The sequence below is a fragment of the Shinella sp. HZN7 genome, from assembly GCF_001652565.1.
In the GTDB taxonomy this organism is placed as follows: domain Bacteria; phylum Pseudomonadota; class Alphaproteobacteria; order Rhizobiales; family Rhizobiaceae; genus Shinella; species Shinella granuli.
Map to the genome: position 1 here is coordinate 287,782 of NZ_CP015739.1, position 16,002 is coordinate 303,783.

Below are 16,002 nucleotides of genomic sequence, written 5' to 3' on the forward strand. Positions count from 1 at the left end.
GCTCGGCAGAGACCTCCAGCCTTGCAGACGGAAACGCTTGCCTGCAACAGTCGCTGGCTCGGCTTGATTTCGCGCACGAAAGCTGACGATCGGAAAGGCAGAAACGTAAGATGAATTCACAGACGTCAAGGAAAACTGGCTATGAATCCCTGTTAACCGGATTTCCCGGCCGCACGGAACGGGGTTTCCTTGGATGGAGTACGACGGTTCTCTTGCGGACGGCAGCCGGCTATGCGCTCTTCGATACCGGCGCTGCCGGAGACCGTCCCGGGCTTCTCAGGGCGCTGGCCGCGAGGGGAGTTCGAAACAGCGATATCAAGACCATCATTCTTTCGCATCTGCACTTCGACCATGTGGCGAATGCCGAATGCTTCCCGCAGGCCGAATTTCTCCTCCATGAAACGGAACGCGACTATTTTGAAAATCACGGCGCGGCCGATCCCGCGGTCCCCTTGTTTCTTGCAGAAACCCTGTTGCGACAGCCCCAGCTCCGCCTGATGTCCGGGGAGCCGGAAGTCTTGCCGGGGATTCGCGTGCTTTGCACCCCGGGACATACCGGTGGGCATATTTCGCTTTCATTGACCGTCGACGGCAAGCAAGTCGTGCTTGCGCAGGATGCGCTCAAACATCGCGGTGAAGTCACTGCCGTGACCCTGACGGGCGCCTTCGATGCCGAAGCCGCGCGGAAAAGCATCGACCGCATCCTGGCGATGGCCGACATCATCGTCCCTGGCCACGATGTCCCGCTCGCCCGCGCCGGTGACGGGTTCCGCTCCCTTTCCACCTGCCGTGAACGGATCGAGATCGTGCCGGGCGGCCAGTCTCACGCCCTGACGGTCCAGTAATCCGGTTGGGAATAGGCGTTCTGCAGCGTCTCGACGAAGAGACGCGCCGACTTCAGAGGCCGGTCACGGGGATAGACGGCGGTGATATCGAAGCTGGGCAGCGCATAGTCGTCGAGAACGGTGACGAGGCGGCCGTCGGCGATCTCGGCGCCGATTTCCCAGGTCGACCGCCAGGCCAGGCCCAGCCCGTCGCGGGCCCAGCGGATCAATGCATCGGCATCGTTGCAATCGATCGTGCCCTCCACCTTCACGGAAACGGGCTTGCCGTTCTCCTGAAAAAGCCATTCCCGGTGCAAGCCGGCCCGCAGGTTGACGCAAAGGCAGTTGTGCTGCCCGAGATCCTCCAGCGTCCGGGGCCGGCCGAAACGTTCGAAATAGGCCGGCGTCGCGCAGACCACGCGCTTGTTGCTGAGGAGTTTCGTCGTCACGAAGCTTCGATCGATGACGTTTCCGATGCGGATGCAGAGATCGTATTCGGCCGTCGTCGGATCGGCATAATCGTTGGAAAGATTGAAGGAAAGCTGCACGTTCGGATGCGCGGCGAGGAAGGCGCCGGCATGCACGGCCACATGATGCCGTCCGAAATGCGGCGGCACGAGAACGGTCAGGCGCCCCGTCACCTGCGCGATATCGGGAAAAATCTCCGCCTCGCGCACATCGATTTCGGTGACCAGTTCCTGACAGTGCTTCAGGAAGAACACACCCTGTTCCGTCAGGGAAAGGTGCCGGGTCGTGCGGTGCAGCAAGCGGATGCCGAGCCGCCGCTCGAGGCTGTCGATGTACCGGCCCAGCATGGAGGAGGTGATGCCTTCCTTGATGCTGGCGGCCGCCAGCGAGCCTTCCTTGACGACGGCGAGAAAGGCCCGCATCTCCTTGTAACGATTCACGGCGCCTCCCAGTAGCCCGGCCGGGCATAAACGGTTCGCAGCCATTCGATGAGCAGGCCGATCTTTGCCGGAAGGTGCGGCTGCACCGGATAGACGGCGGTCACGTCGTAGCCCGGCGGCATATGGTCGTCGAGAACCGTCACGAGCGCTCCGCAAGACAGTTCGGCAGCCACCTCCCAAAGCGAGCGCCAGCCGATCCCGCGCCCCTCGCGCAGCCACTGCGCCAGGACCTCGCCATCGTTGCACGAGAGCGTCCCCGACGGCCTGAACGTGACGGGCCGGTCGTCGACCAGGAAATGCCAGCCGCGCGGCTGGCCGCCATATTCGTTGAAGGCCAGGCAATTGTGATGGGCCAGATCGGCCGGGACGAGCGGGGTGCCACGCTCGCGCAGATAGCCGGGCGCCGCGCACAGGACGGCCCGGTTGGTCGCAAGCCGGACCTGGACAAGGCTCGTGTCGATGACCGGCCCCAGCCGGATCGCGACCTCATAGCCCTCGCGAACCAGATCCGTGATATGATCGCTGAGATTGAGGGAAACCCGCACGTCGGGGTTCTCCCGCATGAAGGGCGGAAGGTGGGGGGCGACATGGCGACGGCCGAAGGCGGCGGGCGCCGACAGGATCAGATGGCCTGTTGCATATTTCCTGCCGTCCGAGACCAGCCGTTCGGCGGTTTCGAGACGCGTCAGTATCACCTTGCAATGCCTGTGGAATTCCTCCCCTTGCGGTGTGAGGTCGAGCTTGCGGGTCGACCTCACCAGCAGGACCCCACCCAGCCGCTCTTCGATCTGGCTGATGCGCCGGCCGATAATGGCCGGCGTCAATCCCAGTTTCCGCGCAGCGCCGGCAAAGCTCTGCTCGGCGACCACCGCCACGAAGGTTTCGATTTCACGAAGCTTGTCCACGGTTCATCCGATACTTTCAGTACATAATGAACTGCATTTTTTGCTTCTTATCAATCATAAAGTTTAGATTTAGCATCCCTGTGAAAGTGAAGGCGGCCCGCTCGCAGGAGCCGTCCCAAGCTTTGGGGGGCGTGGAGGCGCCCATCCGCCAACAACAGGGAGGAACGTTGTGAACATCAGCAAAATGATTTTGGGGCTCGGCATGGCCGGCATGCTGGCAAGCCCATCCTACGCCCAGGACAAATCCGGCGATATCACCATCGTGCTGTCATCCGCCGTCGACGTGGTCGAACCATGCCACATGAACTCGACGGGCTATATCGGCCAGGTCCTCAAGGCCAATGTCGTCGAAACGCTGACCCGCATGGATCCCGAGACCAGCGAGATCAAGCCCAACCTCGCCACGGAATGGAAGCAGATCGATCCGCAGACCTGGCAGATTACCCTCCGTCAGGGCGTGAAATTCCAGGATGGTACCGATTTCAATGCCGATGCGGTGATCGCAGCGCTCAACCGGCAGTTCAGCCCCGAGCTCCAGTGCCGCGACACCATCCGCCTGTTTGCCAAGACGACCATCGAGGCGAAGGCTCTCGATCCCTATACCGTCGAGATCAAGACCAGCACGCCCATGCCGCTGATGCCGACCACGCTGTCGCAGATCGGCATGACGGCGCCGGGCACCAGCACCACGGAAGCTACGAAATCGCCCGTCGGGACCGGCCCCTATGTCTTTACGAGCTGGGATCCGGCCAGCAGTCTGGTCCTGACCCGCTTCGACGGCTACTGGGGCGACAAGCCGCAGGTCAACCAGGCGACCTATGTCTGGCGTGAAGAGCCGGCCCTTCGTGCATCGATGATCAAGGTCGGCGAAGCCGATCTCGGCCTCCAGATCGCCCCGCAGGATGTCGACGCACAGATGGATGTCGGCTACCTCAACGCCGATACGAGCCGCATCCGCATCTTCATGGACAAGCCACCGCTGAACGACATCCGCGTTCGCAAGGCTCTCAACATGGCGTTCGACCGCAGCGCCTTCGTCGGCAGCATCATGAGCGCCGATGCCCTGCCCGCCAGCCAATACATGCTGCCGAGCGTCAGCGGTTATGACGACGGCCTGAAGCCCTGGCCCTACGATCCGGAGCAGGCAAAGGCGCTCGTCGAGGAGGCCAGGGCCGCCGGCGTTCCGGTGGACGCGCCGATCGACCTCTACGGCAGCCAGTTCATGCAGGCGAACCTGGATGAGATGCTCCAGACGCTCACGCAAAGCTGGCAGGAGGTCGGCCTCAACGTGCAGATCCGGATGGTGGACAAGATCCAGCATTCCGCAATGCGCCGCAAGCCCTATCCGACGGACCGCGGCCCGACCATGGTGCATGAACTGCACGACAACACGGCGGGCGACGCGTTCTTCACGATGATGGTCTACTACACCTCCGAAGGCGCGCTTTCCAACATCTCCGACCCGGCACTCGATGCCGTGCTCAATGATGCCAGCGTCTCGACCGGCGACAAACGCCGCTCGCTCTTCCAGCAGGCCAACCGGACGATCCAGCAGGAGGTCGTTCCCGATATCATGCTGTTCCACATGGTCAGCTACATGCGCATCGGGCCGCGCGTCAGCTTCAAGCCGGATTTCACCACCGGCGGCCAGCTCGAACTTGCAGCGATCAGCCTGAAATAACCCCCAAGACGAATGGGAGAGGCGGATACGCCGCCTCTCCGTCTCTACTCAATGCAATCCGCTCGAACGGAAGGTACCAGCATGCCTATCTACAAGTGGGACAACAAGTCCTATGAAGGTCCTCACGTCCTGGACAACCCGCCGCCATTCCATGAAAAGCTCTGCGACTACGGTGCGCGTCCCTACTGGTCCCCGGATGGAAAGCGCATCGCCTTCGTGGAAAAGGCCTATGGCGACGTCCACGAGATCGACCTCGAAACGCGGCAGGTTAGCAATCTGACCGGCGGCCTCGGCGACCATCACACGTTCCTGCGGGTGCTTTTCCTGCCGAACGGCGATTATCTTCTGATCGGCCCCAGGGAATTCAAGGACCATCACGTCAGCCGCTACGTGGAGTCGGAACTCTGGTTCATGGACCGCGAGGCGAAGACACCGCCCCGCCCCCTCGGCCTGACGATCTTCGAAGGCATCGGCGTCTCGGCCATCGCCAACCGCATCACCTATTCCCGGCATGGTGAGCACGATCCGCGCCTCGGCAAGTTCGAGGATTTCGAGTGCTACGTGTCGGAGATCGACTACGGGCCGGATGGGCCGACGATCGGCGCGACCCGTCCGATCTACCGGAACGTCACGGGATTGCGCCGCCCGGAACCGCAGGATTTCCGCAACAACGACACGGAAGTCATCATGGCCGAATATATCGGCCCGCGCGATCGCAGCACCACCTGGAAGACCCAGACACGGGGCATCGACCTGAAGACCCTCGATGTCCGCACCTATATCGACGAACCGCTCACCCACAACGAATGCGAGGGCATCTTCCCCGACCAGGAGCATATCTGCCTGGAATCCTCCTGCGACTTCATCGACCAGTTCCCGCCGATCGATCTGTGGAAGCTGAAGCTCGACGGGTCCGGGCGCCGCGTGCGCATGACGCGCTTCTTCGACCGCGCGCCCTGGCGCGCCAGCAATTCGAATGTCAGCCCGGACGGCAAATGGCTGGCCTTCATGGTCAATACCTATACGAGCGAACCGGGTTTCGGCATGGGCATCGGCCTGATGGATCTCGAAGCCTGGGAAAAGAGCGACTACGCACAGGAATGGGAGACGCCGGAAGATCGTGCCGTGATCCGGAAAAAGGACGGTACCTTCGCGGAAATCAAGTAGGCCTTCATCCGGGACGGTGTCCGTCGGCCGGGGAGGGCCGGCGGATACCCGTTAGGAATGGATGGATGAAGGGAAAGGGAGGAACATCTTGCGCGGTTATATTGGGTCGAGAGTGGCGCACAGCGCCATTTCCATGGTGGGACTTGTCGTCCTTGTCTTCTTCCTGGCGCGGCTGACCGGCAATCCCGCCGATATCTACCTGCCGGTCGAAGCCTCGGCCGAGGCCAGGGCCGCCTTTTCCGAAGCGCATGGCTTCAACGATCCGATGATCGTGCAGTTCTGGCATTTCGTCCGGGATCTCGCCCATCTCGACTTCGGCACCTCGCTGCGCCAGGATCGGCCGGTCCTCGATCTGGTGTTCGCCGCATTCCCGACGACCCTGCTGCTGGCGTTCTTCGCCATGTTCTTCGCCCTGGTCGTCGCGATCGTCTCGGGGGCGCTCGCCGCCCAGAGGCCCAACGGCATTCTCGACCGTTTCGTCAACGTCATCTCGCTTGCCGGCGCAAGCCTGCCGAATTTCTGGCTGGCGATCGTCGCCGTGCTCGTCTTCTCCGTCTGGCTCAGATGGCTGCCGACCTCCGGCACCGGCGGTTTCGTCTACTGGATCCTGCCGATCATGGTGCTCTCCATCCGCCCCTGCGGCCTGATCGCCCAGGTCGTACGGGGATCGATGATCAGCGCGATGTCGTCCGCCTATGTGAAGACGGCGAGGGCCAAGGGGGTCCGCAGCACGACGATCATCTTCGTCCATGCCCTGCGCAATGCAATGCTCCCGGTCATCACCGTCGCCGGCGACCAGGCGACGGGAATGATCAACGGCGCCGTGGTCATCGAGGTCATCTTCGGCCTGCCCGGTATCGGCAAGCTGATGATCGACTCGATCCAGTATCGCGATTTCGCCATGGTGCAGGGCGGCGTCATCATCACCGCAGTCGCCATCTTCATTCTCAATATCGCGATCGATCTTTCCTATGCGCTGCTCGATCCGCGCATCCGGTATAGCTGAGGCGATAACATGCACACCACCATCGCATCCAACGGCCAGCCGAACCGATCCGTCATCCGCCGCTATCTGTCGCTGCTATGGCATGACAAGTTCGCGGCGGCGGCGGTCCTGTTCCTCCTCCTGGTCTTCTGCGCCGCCCTTTTCGGGCCGGCGGTCTTCGAGGCCTCGTCCAACAAGATCAACCTCATCGCCCGCAACGCACCGCCCCTGTCGTTCAAATACGGCTGGGCCTTCGTGCTGGGAGCGGACTCGCTCGGCCGATCGATCCTTCTTCGCCTCATCGTCGGGGCGCAGAACACGATGCTCCTGGCCGCATCCGCCGTCGTCTGTTCGCTGATCGTCGGGTCCTTCCTCGGCTTCATCGCCGGCTACCGCAACGATTGGACCAGCGCGGTGATCATGCGGGTCGCCGACGTCGTGATGAGCTTTCCCTCGCTCCTCCTCGCGCTGATCGTCCTCTATGTCCTCAAGCCCGGCATCGCCAACGTCATCCTCGTGCTCGCGATCACCCGCATTCCGATCTACCTGCGCACGACGCGGGCCGAGGTGCTGGAGGTCCGCGAACGGACCTTCGTGACGGCGGCGCGGATCATGGGCGCCTCGCCGCGCCGGCTCATCTGGCGGCATATCCGCCCGACCGTCACGCCGACCCTGATCACCATCGCAACGCTCGAATTCGCCTTCGTGATGCTGTCGGAATCGAGCCTCAGCTTCCTCGGTCTCGGCATCCAGCCGCCCGCCTTCACCTGGGGCGCCATGGTCGCCCAGGGGCAGAGCTATCTCAGCACCGCCTGGTGGGTCGCCTTCTGGCCCGGCGTCGCGATCACCTTGACGGCAATGTCGCTCAATCTCTTCGCGAACTGGCTGCGCATCGTCGGCGATCCGGTGCAGCGTTGGCGGCTGGAATCCAGAAAGAAATCTTCATGACCAGGAACGACCAACATCTCGTCGAAATCCGCAACCTCTCCGTCGAATTCCATACGCAGGAAGGCACGGTCCAGGCCGTTCGCAATGTAAGCTGGCATATCGACCGTGGCGAGACGCTTGCGATCCTCGGCGAAAGCGGATCGGGCAAGAGCGTCAGTTCATCGGCGCTCATGGGCCTGATCGACATTCCACCGGGCCGCATCACCTCCGGCGAGGTCCTCTATCGCGGCGAAGACCTGCTCAAGGCCTCCTATGAACGGCAGCGGGCGTTGAACGGCTCGAAGATCGCGATGATCTTCCAGGACACGCTTGCCGCCCTCAACCCGGTTTATCCCGTGGGCTGGCAGGTGGCGGAGACGTTCCGCGCCCACGGCGTCGACCGCCGGGAGGCCAATGCCAGGGCGCTGGACCTCCTGGAGCGGGTCGAACTGCCGAATGCGCGTGCGCGCTTCAACGATTATCCGCACCAGTTCTCGGGTGGCCAGCGGCAGCGCATCATGATCGCCATGGCGATCGCGCTTGATCCCGACCTCCTGATCGCCGACGAGCCGACGACGGCGCTCGACGTCTCCGTCCAGGCCCGCATCCTGCGCCTGCTGAAGGAGCTCCAGCGCGAACGGGGCATGGGTCTGCTGATGATCACCCACGACCTCGGCATCGTCGAGGGTCTTGCCGACCGCGTCGCGGTCATGAATGGCGGCGAGATCGTCGAGACCGGCCCGGTGAACCAGGTCTTCAACGCCCCCCGACACGCCTATACCCGCAATCTGCTGAATGCGGTTCCGGGCAAGCACAGTTTTCCGGCATCCGCCCCGAGGGCGTGCGGGTGGAACCGCTGATCGCCGTCAAGGACCTGTCGAAAGGCTATCCGAGCGCGTCGAGGTCTCCGGCCATCATGGCGCTCGACAAGGTGTCCTTCACGCTCGCGCGCGGGGAAACGCTCGGCGTCGTGGGCGAATCGGGCTCCGGCAAGTCGACGCTCGCCCGCACGCTGCTCGGTCTCGAAAGGGCGTCGGGCGGCACCGCATCCTACAGGAACTGCGACATGCTGCGGCCGACGGAGGCCGACCGGACGGTTCTGCAGCGCCAGATCCAGATGGTCTTCCAGGACCCGACCGCATCCCTCAACCCGCGCATGACCGTCGAGGAGATCATCTCGGAACCCTGGGCCATCCACCGCGACGTCCTGCCGAAAAAGGAATGGAAAGGGCGGGTCGGCGCGCTTCTCGAACAGGTCGGCCTGACGAAGGAGCACGCCCAGCGCTATCCGCACCAGTTCTCCGGCGGCCAGCGGCAGCGCATCGCCATCGCGCGGGCGCTCGCCCTGCGGCCGGATGTCATCATCTGCGACGAGGCGGTCTCCTCGCTGGATGTGTCCGTCCAGGCGCAGATCATCGCGCTTTTGAAGAACCTCAAGGACGAGCACGGCCTCTCCTACATCTTCATCGCTCACGACCTGCCCGTGGTCCGCAGTTTCGCCGACCGGGTTCTCGTCATGCGGAAGGGCCAGATCGTCGAGCAGGGCAGGACCGACAGCCTCTTCACCGACCCGCAGCACCCCTACACCCGCGAACTCCTTCAATCCGATCCTGTTCTCGGCAGCCATGTGGCCGCCTAGGCGCGCGGCATCCGATCGTCCAGCGTGCAGCGCAAGCCACCCGAAGCTTCCGCTTTGCGGCGTATTCCAATGGAGACTTCAATGACACCGCACTCCCAATACAGTTGGCTCCGGTCCTCGCTGGTGATGATCATGACGCTTCGCGAGAGCGATGCGGGAAGCTGGAACACCGAGGAAATGGCCGATTTCGCCAAGTCGTTCTCGCTCGACGCGCTGGGATTTTCGGTGGGCGGCATCATGGCCTTCTATCCGAGCGACATCCCTCTGCATCCCCGCGCCAAAACCCTCGGCGAGCGGGACCTCGCCGCGGAGATGATCGCCTCGCTCGCCAAGCGCGGCATCCGGCCCATCGCGCGCATCGACCCCAGCATGGCCTCCCGCGCCCTCTACGCCGAGCGGCCGGAATGGTTCGCCCAGGACAAGACGGGGGCTCCGGTCGAGGTGCACGGCCATTTCATCACCTGCCCGAACGGCGGCTACTACAACGACTTCATGATCAGGGTCGTCGAGGAGATCCTGACGCGCTACGCCTTCGACGGCCTGTGGGCGAACGCCGCCCAGTTCTCCCCGTGGCACACGCCGCAATGCCACTGCACCGTCTGCCAGCAGAAATTCCGGGCGAAGACCGGCAAGGCCATTCCCGACGAGAACTGGAGCGATCCCGTCTGGCGCCAATACAACGAATGGCGCTACGAATGCATCGCGGAATGGAACGCCCGTGTTCAGGCCGCGAAGACGCGCGTGCGGCCCTCCTGCGCCTGGATGCCCCTCAGCCAGGTCGCGGAATCGTGGGATCATTCCCGCGTCGGCGGATGGGACCTCGACTATACGGAACCGCACCAGGACGGCATCGTGCTGGAAGCGCAGCGGCGCTATGCGAACATGTTCTGGCCGGGCCTCGAAGCGCGCTACATGCGCAGCCTCGCGCCCGAAAAGGGCGGCGGCATCACGACCAGCTACTTCCTGCCCTGGTGGCGCTTCTATCGCGTCCCGGTCGCGGAGAACCGGATGTGGGCCGGCCAGGTCATGGCGCAGGGCGTCATGCCGTGGATCCATGTGACGGGCTACCAGAAGGAACAGTTCGACCACCGGGGGCTGGACGGCCTGCGCGAGACCTTCGCCGTCTTCGACCGCAACCGGGACACCTACATGGAGGCGAAGCCGGTGGCCGATCTCGCCCTCGTCTATTCCCGCCACAGCCTCGACAATTTCGGCCACAAGGACCCGGCCGCCCGCTACCTCGATCATTTCCGCGGCGCCTACAACACCATGATGGACCAGCGGCTTGCCTTCGATATCCTCAGCGGCAACCGCCTCACGGCGGAGATGCTGGCGCGCTACAAGGCCGTGATGCTTCCGAACACCGCCTGCCTGTCGGATGCCGCCTGCGCGGCGCTCGAAACCTATGTCCGGAACGGCGGCCATCTCGTCTCGACCTATCGCAGCGGCGACTTCGACGAGATGGGCGCCCCCCGGGAGACGACACTCCTCGGCGGGCTGATCGGCGCGAAGGGAACCGGCGTCACTTGGAAAAGCCTGCGGGCGGCCTATGCCGCGATCCGCGACCCGTCGTCGCCGTTGCTGGCCGGGTTCGAGGGAACGGATCTGCTGCCGGTGGCCGGCGATATCACCTTCATGCGCACCGACGACCAGCCGGCCATTCCAGCGCCCCTGACCCTCGTGCCGCCGGTGGAAGGGGAGGTCGGAAGCGGGATTTCGGTGCCGGAATTCAACACGATCAATCACGTCACCGACTATCCGATGATCGTGGACCGCCGCGTCGGCAAGGGCCGCATCATCCATTTCCCCTGGCAGCCGGACCTGATCGGCTTCCGCTACGGCTTCAGGGATCTCTTCCGGCTTATCGCCAACGCAGTCAGGCAGGCGGAGGGCTGGCGCGATGTCGCGACCGTCAAGGGGCCGGGCCTGATCGACCTCTCCGTCATGGAAAAGAGCGACCGGCTCGTCGTCTCGCTCGTGAACTTTTCCGCTCCGGGCAGTTTCAACACCGGGCAGCGGCGCATCATTGAGGAACTGATCCCTCTCCACGATCTCGAAATCACCGTCGACGTGCCGTCATCCTTCAGAAGGGATCGCGTCCGGCTCGTCTTTGCAGAGCGCGAAATCCCCGTGACGCGTCTGGACGGCAATCGCATCCGGTTCACCCTGCCGCGCCTGGAGGCCATGGAAACCATAGAAATGCTTTTCGGATAGCCGCGTCGCGGCTCGGAACGACTGACGCCATACGACTACGGACAGGAAGGAACCAAAGTGGGCACCATCATCAAATCGGTCGACGCCTTTCAGGTCACCTGGGTCGAGAATGAGCCGCCGGGGCGCAGAACGGCGATCGTGCGCGTGACGACGCAGGATGGGCTTGTCGGCTACGGCGAGGCCTCCCCGATGCTGGGCGGCGAGCATTCGCTCGCCATCGTGCGGGATTTCGCGGGTTCGCTGGCCGGTCTGGACGCGTTGGACCAGGCCGTCATCTGCGACAGGCTGCTTCACAAGTATGTAAAGCTCGGTCCGGAAGGTGCGGTGACGGGCGCGCTTGCCGCGCTGGACATCGCGCTCTGGGACATCAAGGGCAAGTATTTCGACCTTCCGATCTACAAGCTTCTCGGCGGGGCGTGGCGTACCGAGCTGCCGTTCTATTCGTCGGTCGGAAGGAATGCCGGCCGCACCGTGGACGAGACCGTGCGGGCTGTCGAAGAGCGGCTGAAATCCGAGCGCCCCGCCGCCGTCAAGATCCGCTTGGACGGCGACCGCACGCGGCAGGACCATGACATCCCCGGCGATATCGCGAAGGCCAAGGCGGTGCGCAAGCTGGTCGGAGACGACTTCTCCCTCGCCTTCGACGCCAACAACCAATATTCCGTCGGCGGTGCCATCCGTGTCGGCCGCGCGCTCGAAGAGCTTGGCTATATCTGGTTCGAAGAGCCGGTCCAGCACTACAATGTCCGGGCCATGGGGGAGGTTGCGCAGCGTCTCGACATTACCGTCTCGGCCGCCGAACAGTCCTATACAACGCAGGCGGTCGTCGACATGATCAATGCCGGCGTGCGCATGGTGCAGCCCGACATCATCAAGATGGGCGGCATCACCGGCCTGATGCAGTGCGCTGCCATCTGCTTTGCCCACGGCGTCGAACTCGTGCCGCACCAGACCCAGCCGACGATCGCCCATGCGGCGAACCTGCACCTGCTCGCCACCCTGATGCACAACACCAAGCCCGCGGAATTCTCCGATCCGTCGACGCGCATGCACGTCGTCTTCGCCAATCCCCCGATCCCGGAGAACGGAATGTTCAAGGTTCCGTCGGGACCGGGCCTCGGGCTCGTCGTCCATGATGGCGAACTGCAAAGACGGCGAAGCTGACGGCTTTGCGATCCGTCTCGTCCTGTCCATAGCCCTTGGATTCTGTCTCATCGGATGGCACGGCCCCAAGGTCGCACGATCGTCGCCGTGCTGCACGACCTCAACCACGTCTGCCGCTACGCCGCCGTGTCGGAAGGCAGGCCGCAGGACATCGTTTCCGAAGATCTCGTCGCGACCGTCTTCGGCCTTTCCGCCCTCGTCATCGACGATCCCGTCTCAGGGACACCCCTGGTCGTGCCGGGGGGACGGAAAATGCGCCCCGGCCCGTGAAAAGCTGCGCCGAATATGGGAGAAAGGGCGACCTCGATCGTCTTAACAGATAGAACCGATACCGAAAGCCTGCCCGCCGATGCCCGATCTCCTGAAACGTTTTGCCGCCTACTACCGCCCGCATCGCGCCCTGTTCGCGCTGGATTTCTCCTCGGCCGTCGCCGCGGGCCTGCTGGAACTTGCCTTCCCGGTCGCCGTGACGCTCTTCATCGACCGCCTGCTGCCGACTGGCCGGCTCGATCTCATCGGGCTCGCCGCCATCGGTCTGCTCCTGATCTACCTCGTCAATGCAGGCCTGCAGGTGATCGTCACCTATTGGGGCCATATGCTCGGCATCCGTATCGAGGCGGAGATGCGCCGCAAGGCCTTCGACCACCTGCAGAAACTCTCCTTCGGCTTCTTCGACAATCAGAAGACCGGCCATCTCGTGGCACGGCTGACCAAGGATCTCGAAGAGATCGGCGAGGTCGCCCACCATGGGCCGGAAGACCTCTTCATCGCCGTCATGACGCTGATCGGCGCCTTCATCCTGATGCTCTGGGTGCATGTGCCGCTGGCGCTGATCACCGCCGTCATCGTGCCGCTGACCGCCTTCGTCACCACCCATTACGGCGCGCGCATGACCTCGACCTGGCACGCGATCTACGGCCGCGTCGCCGATTTCAATGCCCGCATCGAGGAGAATGTCGGCGGCATCCGCGTCGTGCAGGCCTTCGCCAACGAGGACCACGAGCGCCGGCTCTTCGCCGAGAGCAACCGCAACTACCTCGTCACCAAGCTTCAGGCCTACAAGGTGATGGCGGCTTCCATGTCGCTCTCCTACCTCTCCATGCGCTTCGTGCAGGTGGTGGTGATGCTGGCGGGCGCCTGGTTCGTGACGCGTGGCGAGCTTTCGGCCGGGGGCTTCGTCGGCTTCCTGCTGCTGGTGAACGTCTTCTTCCGGCCGATCGACAAGATCAACTCGATCATCGAGACCTATCCGAAGGGCATTGCCGGCTTTACACGCTACACGAAGTTCCTCGACACCGAGCCGGATATCCGGGACCACGACGGGGCAAGGGACGCCGGCCGGCTGCGCGGCGACATCGAATACCGCGATGTGCATTTCGGCTACCGCAACGACCGGCCGATCTTCGACGGGCTCGGCCTTGCGATCAAGGCGGGCGAGACGATCGCCTTCGTCGGTCCGTCGGGCGCGGGCAAGACGACGATCTGCTCGCTGTTGCCGCGTTTCTACGAGATCGCATCGGGCGCGATCACCATAGACGGCGTGGACATCCGCGACATGACGCTGAAGTCGCTGCGCTCCAATATCGGCATCGTGCAGCAGGACGTGTTCCTATTCGCCGGCACGGTCCGCGAGAACATTGCCTATGGCCGGCTCGACGCCACGGAAGCCGAAATCCTGGATGCGGCCGGGCGGGCACGTCTCGACGACGTGATCGCCAGCCTCGCCGACGGCCTCGACACGATCATCGGCGAGCGCGGGGTAAAACTCTCCGGCGGCCAGAAGCAACGCCTCGCCATTGCCCGCATCTTCCTGAAGAACCCGCCGATCCTGATCCTCGACGAGGCGACCTCGGCGCTCGACACGGAGACGGAACGGGCCATCCAGCAGTCGCTCGCCGAGCTCTCGGCCGGCCGCACCACGCTGGTCATTGCGCACCGGCTCGCCACCATCGCCAATGCCGATCGCATCCTCGTCGTCGACGACGGCCGCATCGTCGAGCAGGGAAGCCATGCCGACCTCATCGCCCGAAAGAACGGCCGGTACAGAAACCTCCAGACTGCGCAGACGGATACCGGACCGTTTCATCCGCTCGCGTTCAAGAGGTAGAGCGATCTTTCAATCCTTTGCCAACTACAAGTCAGGCCGCTCTTAAGAGACGGATCATCCCAACATCGCGTTAAGCCAAACTTGGCGAAGATTGCGGATTACTTTGAAACTCCGGAGCGTTTATCCGGTCTGCTGGATGCGGTCTCTTCTGTCGGTTTGCGGCGGTAGGTTCAACCGGCAACCGCTTCCTGCGCTCCCGCGACCTTCTGCGTGAAATCGGCAAAGAACTGTGCCGCCAGTTTTTTCGCCGTGGAATCGATCAGCCGGCTGCCGAGCTGGGCGATCTTGCCGCCGACCTCGGCCTTGACGACATAGGTGAGCAGGGTCGCATCCGGCCCGTCTTCGGTGAGCGCCACATCCGCGCCGCCCTTGGCGAAGCCGACCATGCCGCCCTTGCCTTCGCCGCTGATCGTGTAGGAATGCGGCGGGTTGAGGTTCTGGAGCTGGACCGTGCCCTGGAAACGGGCTTTTACCGGGCCGACCTTCAGCGCGACGGTTGCCGTCATCTCGGTGTCGGAGGTCTTTTCCAGCGTCTCGCAGCCGGGAATGCACTGGCGCAGGATTTCCGGGTCGTTCAGCGCCTGCCAGACGGTTTGCACCGGGGCTTCGATCCGTTCGCTGCCGTTCATGTCCATGAGATGGTCCTTTCAGGGTGTGGTGGCGTCGCCGCGCTGGTCGCGGCGGCGGATGGCGAGGATTTCGGCGAGGATGGAGAGCGCGATCTCCTCCGGCGTGATCGCGCCGAGGTCGAGCCCCGCCGGCCCCTTGATCCGGTCGAGCCGCTCGGGCGGGACGCCCGCGCGGGACAGATCGGCCTTGAGCGCGGCCATCTTTCGTCCGCTTCCGACGAAACCGTAATATTCGGCCTCTAGGGCGAGCGCCGCCTGGAGTGCGGCGAGGTCGCCGCTGCCCTGCGTCGCGACCAGCGCGAAAATCTTGCCTGCCGGCGGCTCGGCGATGGAAAATCCATCCACCACGACATCCGCCATGGGCGGCTCGGCGCGGTCGGCGGCGGGCGCGGCGAGCGTGATGTGGAAGCCGAGCAGGGCGGCCTGCTCCACCACCGCCACGGCGACGGGGCTCGCTCCGAAGACGACGAGCGCGGGGCGCGGCAATACCGGCTCGATGAAAATGTCCATCGTGCCCTTGCTGGGGCACATGTTGGCGGAGAACTGGATGCCCTCGCGCAATTCGCCGGCCGTAACGCCATGTTCGGCCAGAAGCTCCTTCGGCTGCACCGAGATCAGCCGCGCCTTGCCGTCCATGAGCGCCTGGCGGGCGGCGCGCAGCACCGCGCCGCGGGCGCAGCCGCCGCCGATCCAGCCGGCGACGATCGTGCCGTCCGGGCGGATCACCGCCTTGGCGCCGGCCTTTGCCGCCGTCACCGAGACGGTGCGCACGACGGTGGCGAGCACGAAGGCCTCCTCGGCGGATTTGAGGCGGTTGGCGAGATCCATCACATCGACATGGGCGTTCATCGC

The 16,002-nt window shown here is 63.8% G+C and carries 12 protein-coding genes and 2 pseudogenes; 10 read left to right on the plus strand and 4 right to left on the minus strand.

Features of this window, described 5'->3' with window-relative positions; all coding sequences use genetic code 11:
- Nucleotides 1-110 precede the first annotated feature (110 nt).
- On the plus strand, nucleotides 111-845 hold the full coding sequence (locus shn_RS28555) for an MBL fold metallo-hydrolase (RefSeq protein ID WP_084438618.1): 735 nt from the start codon (nucleotides 111-113) through the stop codon (nucleotides 843-845).
- Here shn_RS28555 and shn_RS28560 read toward each other — a convergent pair.
- The gene (locus shn_RS28560) at nucleotides 824-1,732 is read right to left on the minus strand and encodes a LysR family transcriptional regulator (RefSeq protein ID WP_064333917.1); all 909 of its coding nucleotides are present in this window, start codon (nucleotides 1,730-1,732) and stop codon (nucleotides 824-826) included. The two genes, shn_RS28555 and shn_RS28560, sit on opposite strands and share 22 nt — an antisense overlap.
- Entirely contained in the window at nucleotides 1,729-2,637 is a 909-nt protein-coding gene (locus shn_RS28565) for a LysR family transcriptional regulator (protein ID WP_064333918.1), read from the minus strand. The genes shn_RS28560 and shn_RS28565 overlap by 4 nt, the downstream gene beginning before the upstream one ends.
- Nucleotides 2,638-2,806: 169 nt before the next feature.
- On the opposite strand from shn_RS28565, the gene shn_RS28570 reads away from it, so the two are divergent.
- The 9 genes and pseudogenes from shn_RS28570 to shn_RS28610 all read left to right on the plus strand — a co-directional run bounded on the left by shn_RS28570 (nucleotide 2,807) and on the right by shn_RS28610 (nucleotide 14,521).
- Nucleotides 2,807-4,318, plus strand: coding sequence for an ABC transporter substrate-binding protein (locus tag shn_RS28570; RefSeq protein ID WP_084438620.1), 1,512 nt, complete (start codon nucleotides 2,807-2,809; stop codon nucleotides 4,316-4,318).
- Nucleotides 4,319-4,399: 81 nt separating this feature from the next.
- A complete protein-coding gene (locus shn_RS28575; RefSeq protein WP_064333919.1) occupies nucleotides 4,400-5,485 on the plus strand; it encodes a PD40 domain-containing protein in 1,086 nt (361 codons plus the stop codon).
- 88 nt (nucleotides 5,486-5,573) lie between these two features.
- A complete protein-coding gene (locus shn_RS28580) occupies nucleotides 5,574-6,491 on the plus strand; it encodes an ABC transporter permease (RefSeq protein ID WP_084438624.1) in 918 nt (305 codons plus the stop codon).
- 9 nt (nucleotides 6,492-6,500) lie between these two features.
- Entirely contained in the window at nucleotides 6,501-7,418 is a 918-nt protein-coding gene (locus tag shn_RS28585; protein WP_064333921.1) for an ABC transporter permease, read from the plus strand.
- Nucleotides 7,415-9,036, plus strand: a pseudogene (locus shn_RS28590) (ABC transporter ATP-binding protein). The gene shn_RS28585 and the pseudogene shn_RS28590 overlap by 4 nt, the downstream one beginning before the upstream one ends.
- A gap of 81 nt (nucleotides 9,037-9,117) precedes the next feature.
- Nucleotides 9,118-11,250, plus strand: coding sequence for an alpha-amylase family protein (locus tag shn_RS28595; protein ID WP_064333922.1), 2,133 nt, complete (start codon nucleotides 9,118-9,120; stop codon nucleotides 11,248-11,250).
- Nucleotides 11,251-11,307: 57 nt separating this feature from the next.
- Nucleotides 11,308-12,414 (plus strand): mandelate racemase/muconate lactonizing enzyme family protein, encoded by a 1,107-nt coding sequence (locus tag shn_RS28600; protein ID WP_064333923.1) that lies wholly within the window; start codon nucleotides 11,308-11,310, stop codon nucleotides 12,412-12,414.
- Nucleotides 12,415-12,480: 66 nt separating this feature from the next.
- Nucleotides 12,481-12,684 (plus strand): annotated as a pseudogene (gene fecE / locus shn_RS28605) (Fe(3+) dicitrate ABC transporter ATP-binding protein FecE); the annotation flags it as partial.
- Nucleotides 12,685-12,763: 79 nt separating this feature from the next.
- Nucleotides 12,764-14,521, plus strand: coding sequence for an ABC transporter ATP-binding protein (locus shn_RS28610; RefSeq protein WP_064333925.1), 1,758 nt, complete (start codon nucleotides 12,764-12,766; stop codon nucleotides 14,519-14,521).
- A gap of 170 nt (nucleotides 14,522-14,691) precedes the next feature.
- Here the strand turns inward: shn_RS28610 and shn_RS28615 are convergent, their stop codons facing one another.
- Both shn_RS28615 and shn_RS28620 read right to left on the minus strand, forming a co-directional pair.
- On the minus strand, nucleotides 14,692-15,156 hold the full coding sequence (locus shn_RS28615) for a carbon monoxide dehydrogenase subunit G (RefSeq protein ID WP_064333926.1): 465 nt from the start codon (nucleotides 15,154-15,156) through the stop codon (nucleotides 14,692-14,694).
- 12 nt (nucleotides 15,157-15,168) lie between these two features.
- The gene (locus shn_RS28620) at nucleotides 15,169-15,999 is read right to left on the minus strand and encodes an XdhC family protein (protein WP_064333927.1); all 831 of its coding nucleotides are present in this window, start codon (nucleotides 15,997-15,999) and stop codon (nucleotides 15,169-15,171) included.
- Nucleotides 16,000-16,002: the final 3 nt, after the last annotated feature.

Bases quoted from the DNA above. Each gene is read 5' to 3' on its own strand.
- shn_RS28575 (WP_064333919.1), top strand. From the start codon at position 4,400: ATGCCTATCTACAAGTGGGACAACAAGTCCTATGAAGGTCCTCACGTC.
- shn_RS28610 (WP_064333925.1), top strand. From the start codon at position 12,764: ATGCCCGATCTCCTGAAACGTTTTGCCGCCTACTACCGCCCGCATCGC.
- shn_RS28595 (WP_064333922.1), top strand. From the start codon at position 9,118: ATGACACCGCACTCCCAATACAGTTGGCTCCGGTCCTCGCTGGTGATG.
- shn_RS28585 (WP_064333921.1), top strand. From the start codon at position 6,501: ATGCACACCACCATCGCATCCAACGGCCAGCCGAACCGATCCGTCATC.
- shn_RS28555 (WP_084438618.1), top strand. From the start codon at position 111: ATGAATTCACAGACGTCAAGGAAAACTGGCTATGAATCCCTGTTAACC.
- shn_RS28615 (WP_064333926.1), bottom strand. From the start codon at position 15,156: ATGGACATGAACGGCAGCGAACGGATCGAAGCCCCGGTGCAAACCGTC.
- shn_RS28620 (WP_064333927.1), bottom strand. From the start codon at position 15,999: ATGAACGCCCATGTCGATGTGATGGATCTCGCCAACCGCCTCAAATCC.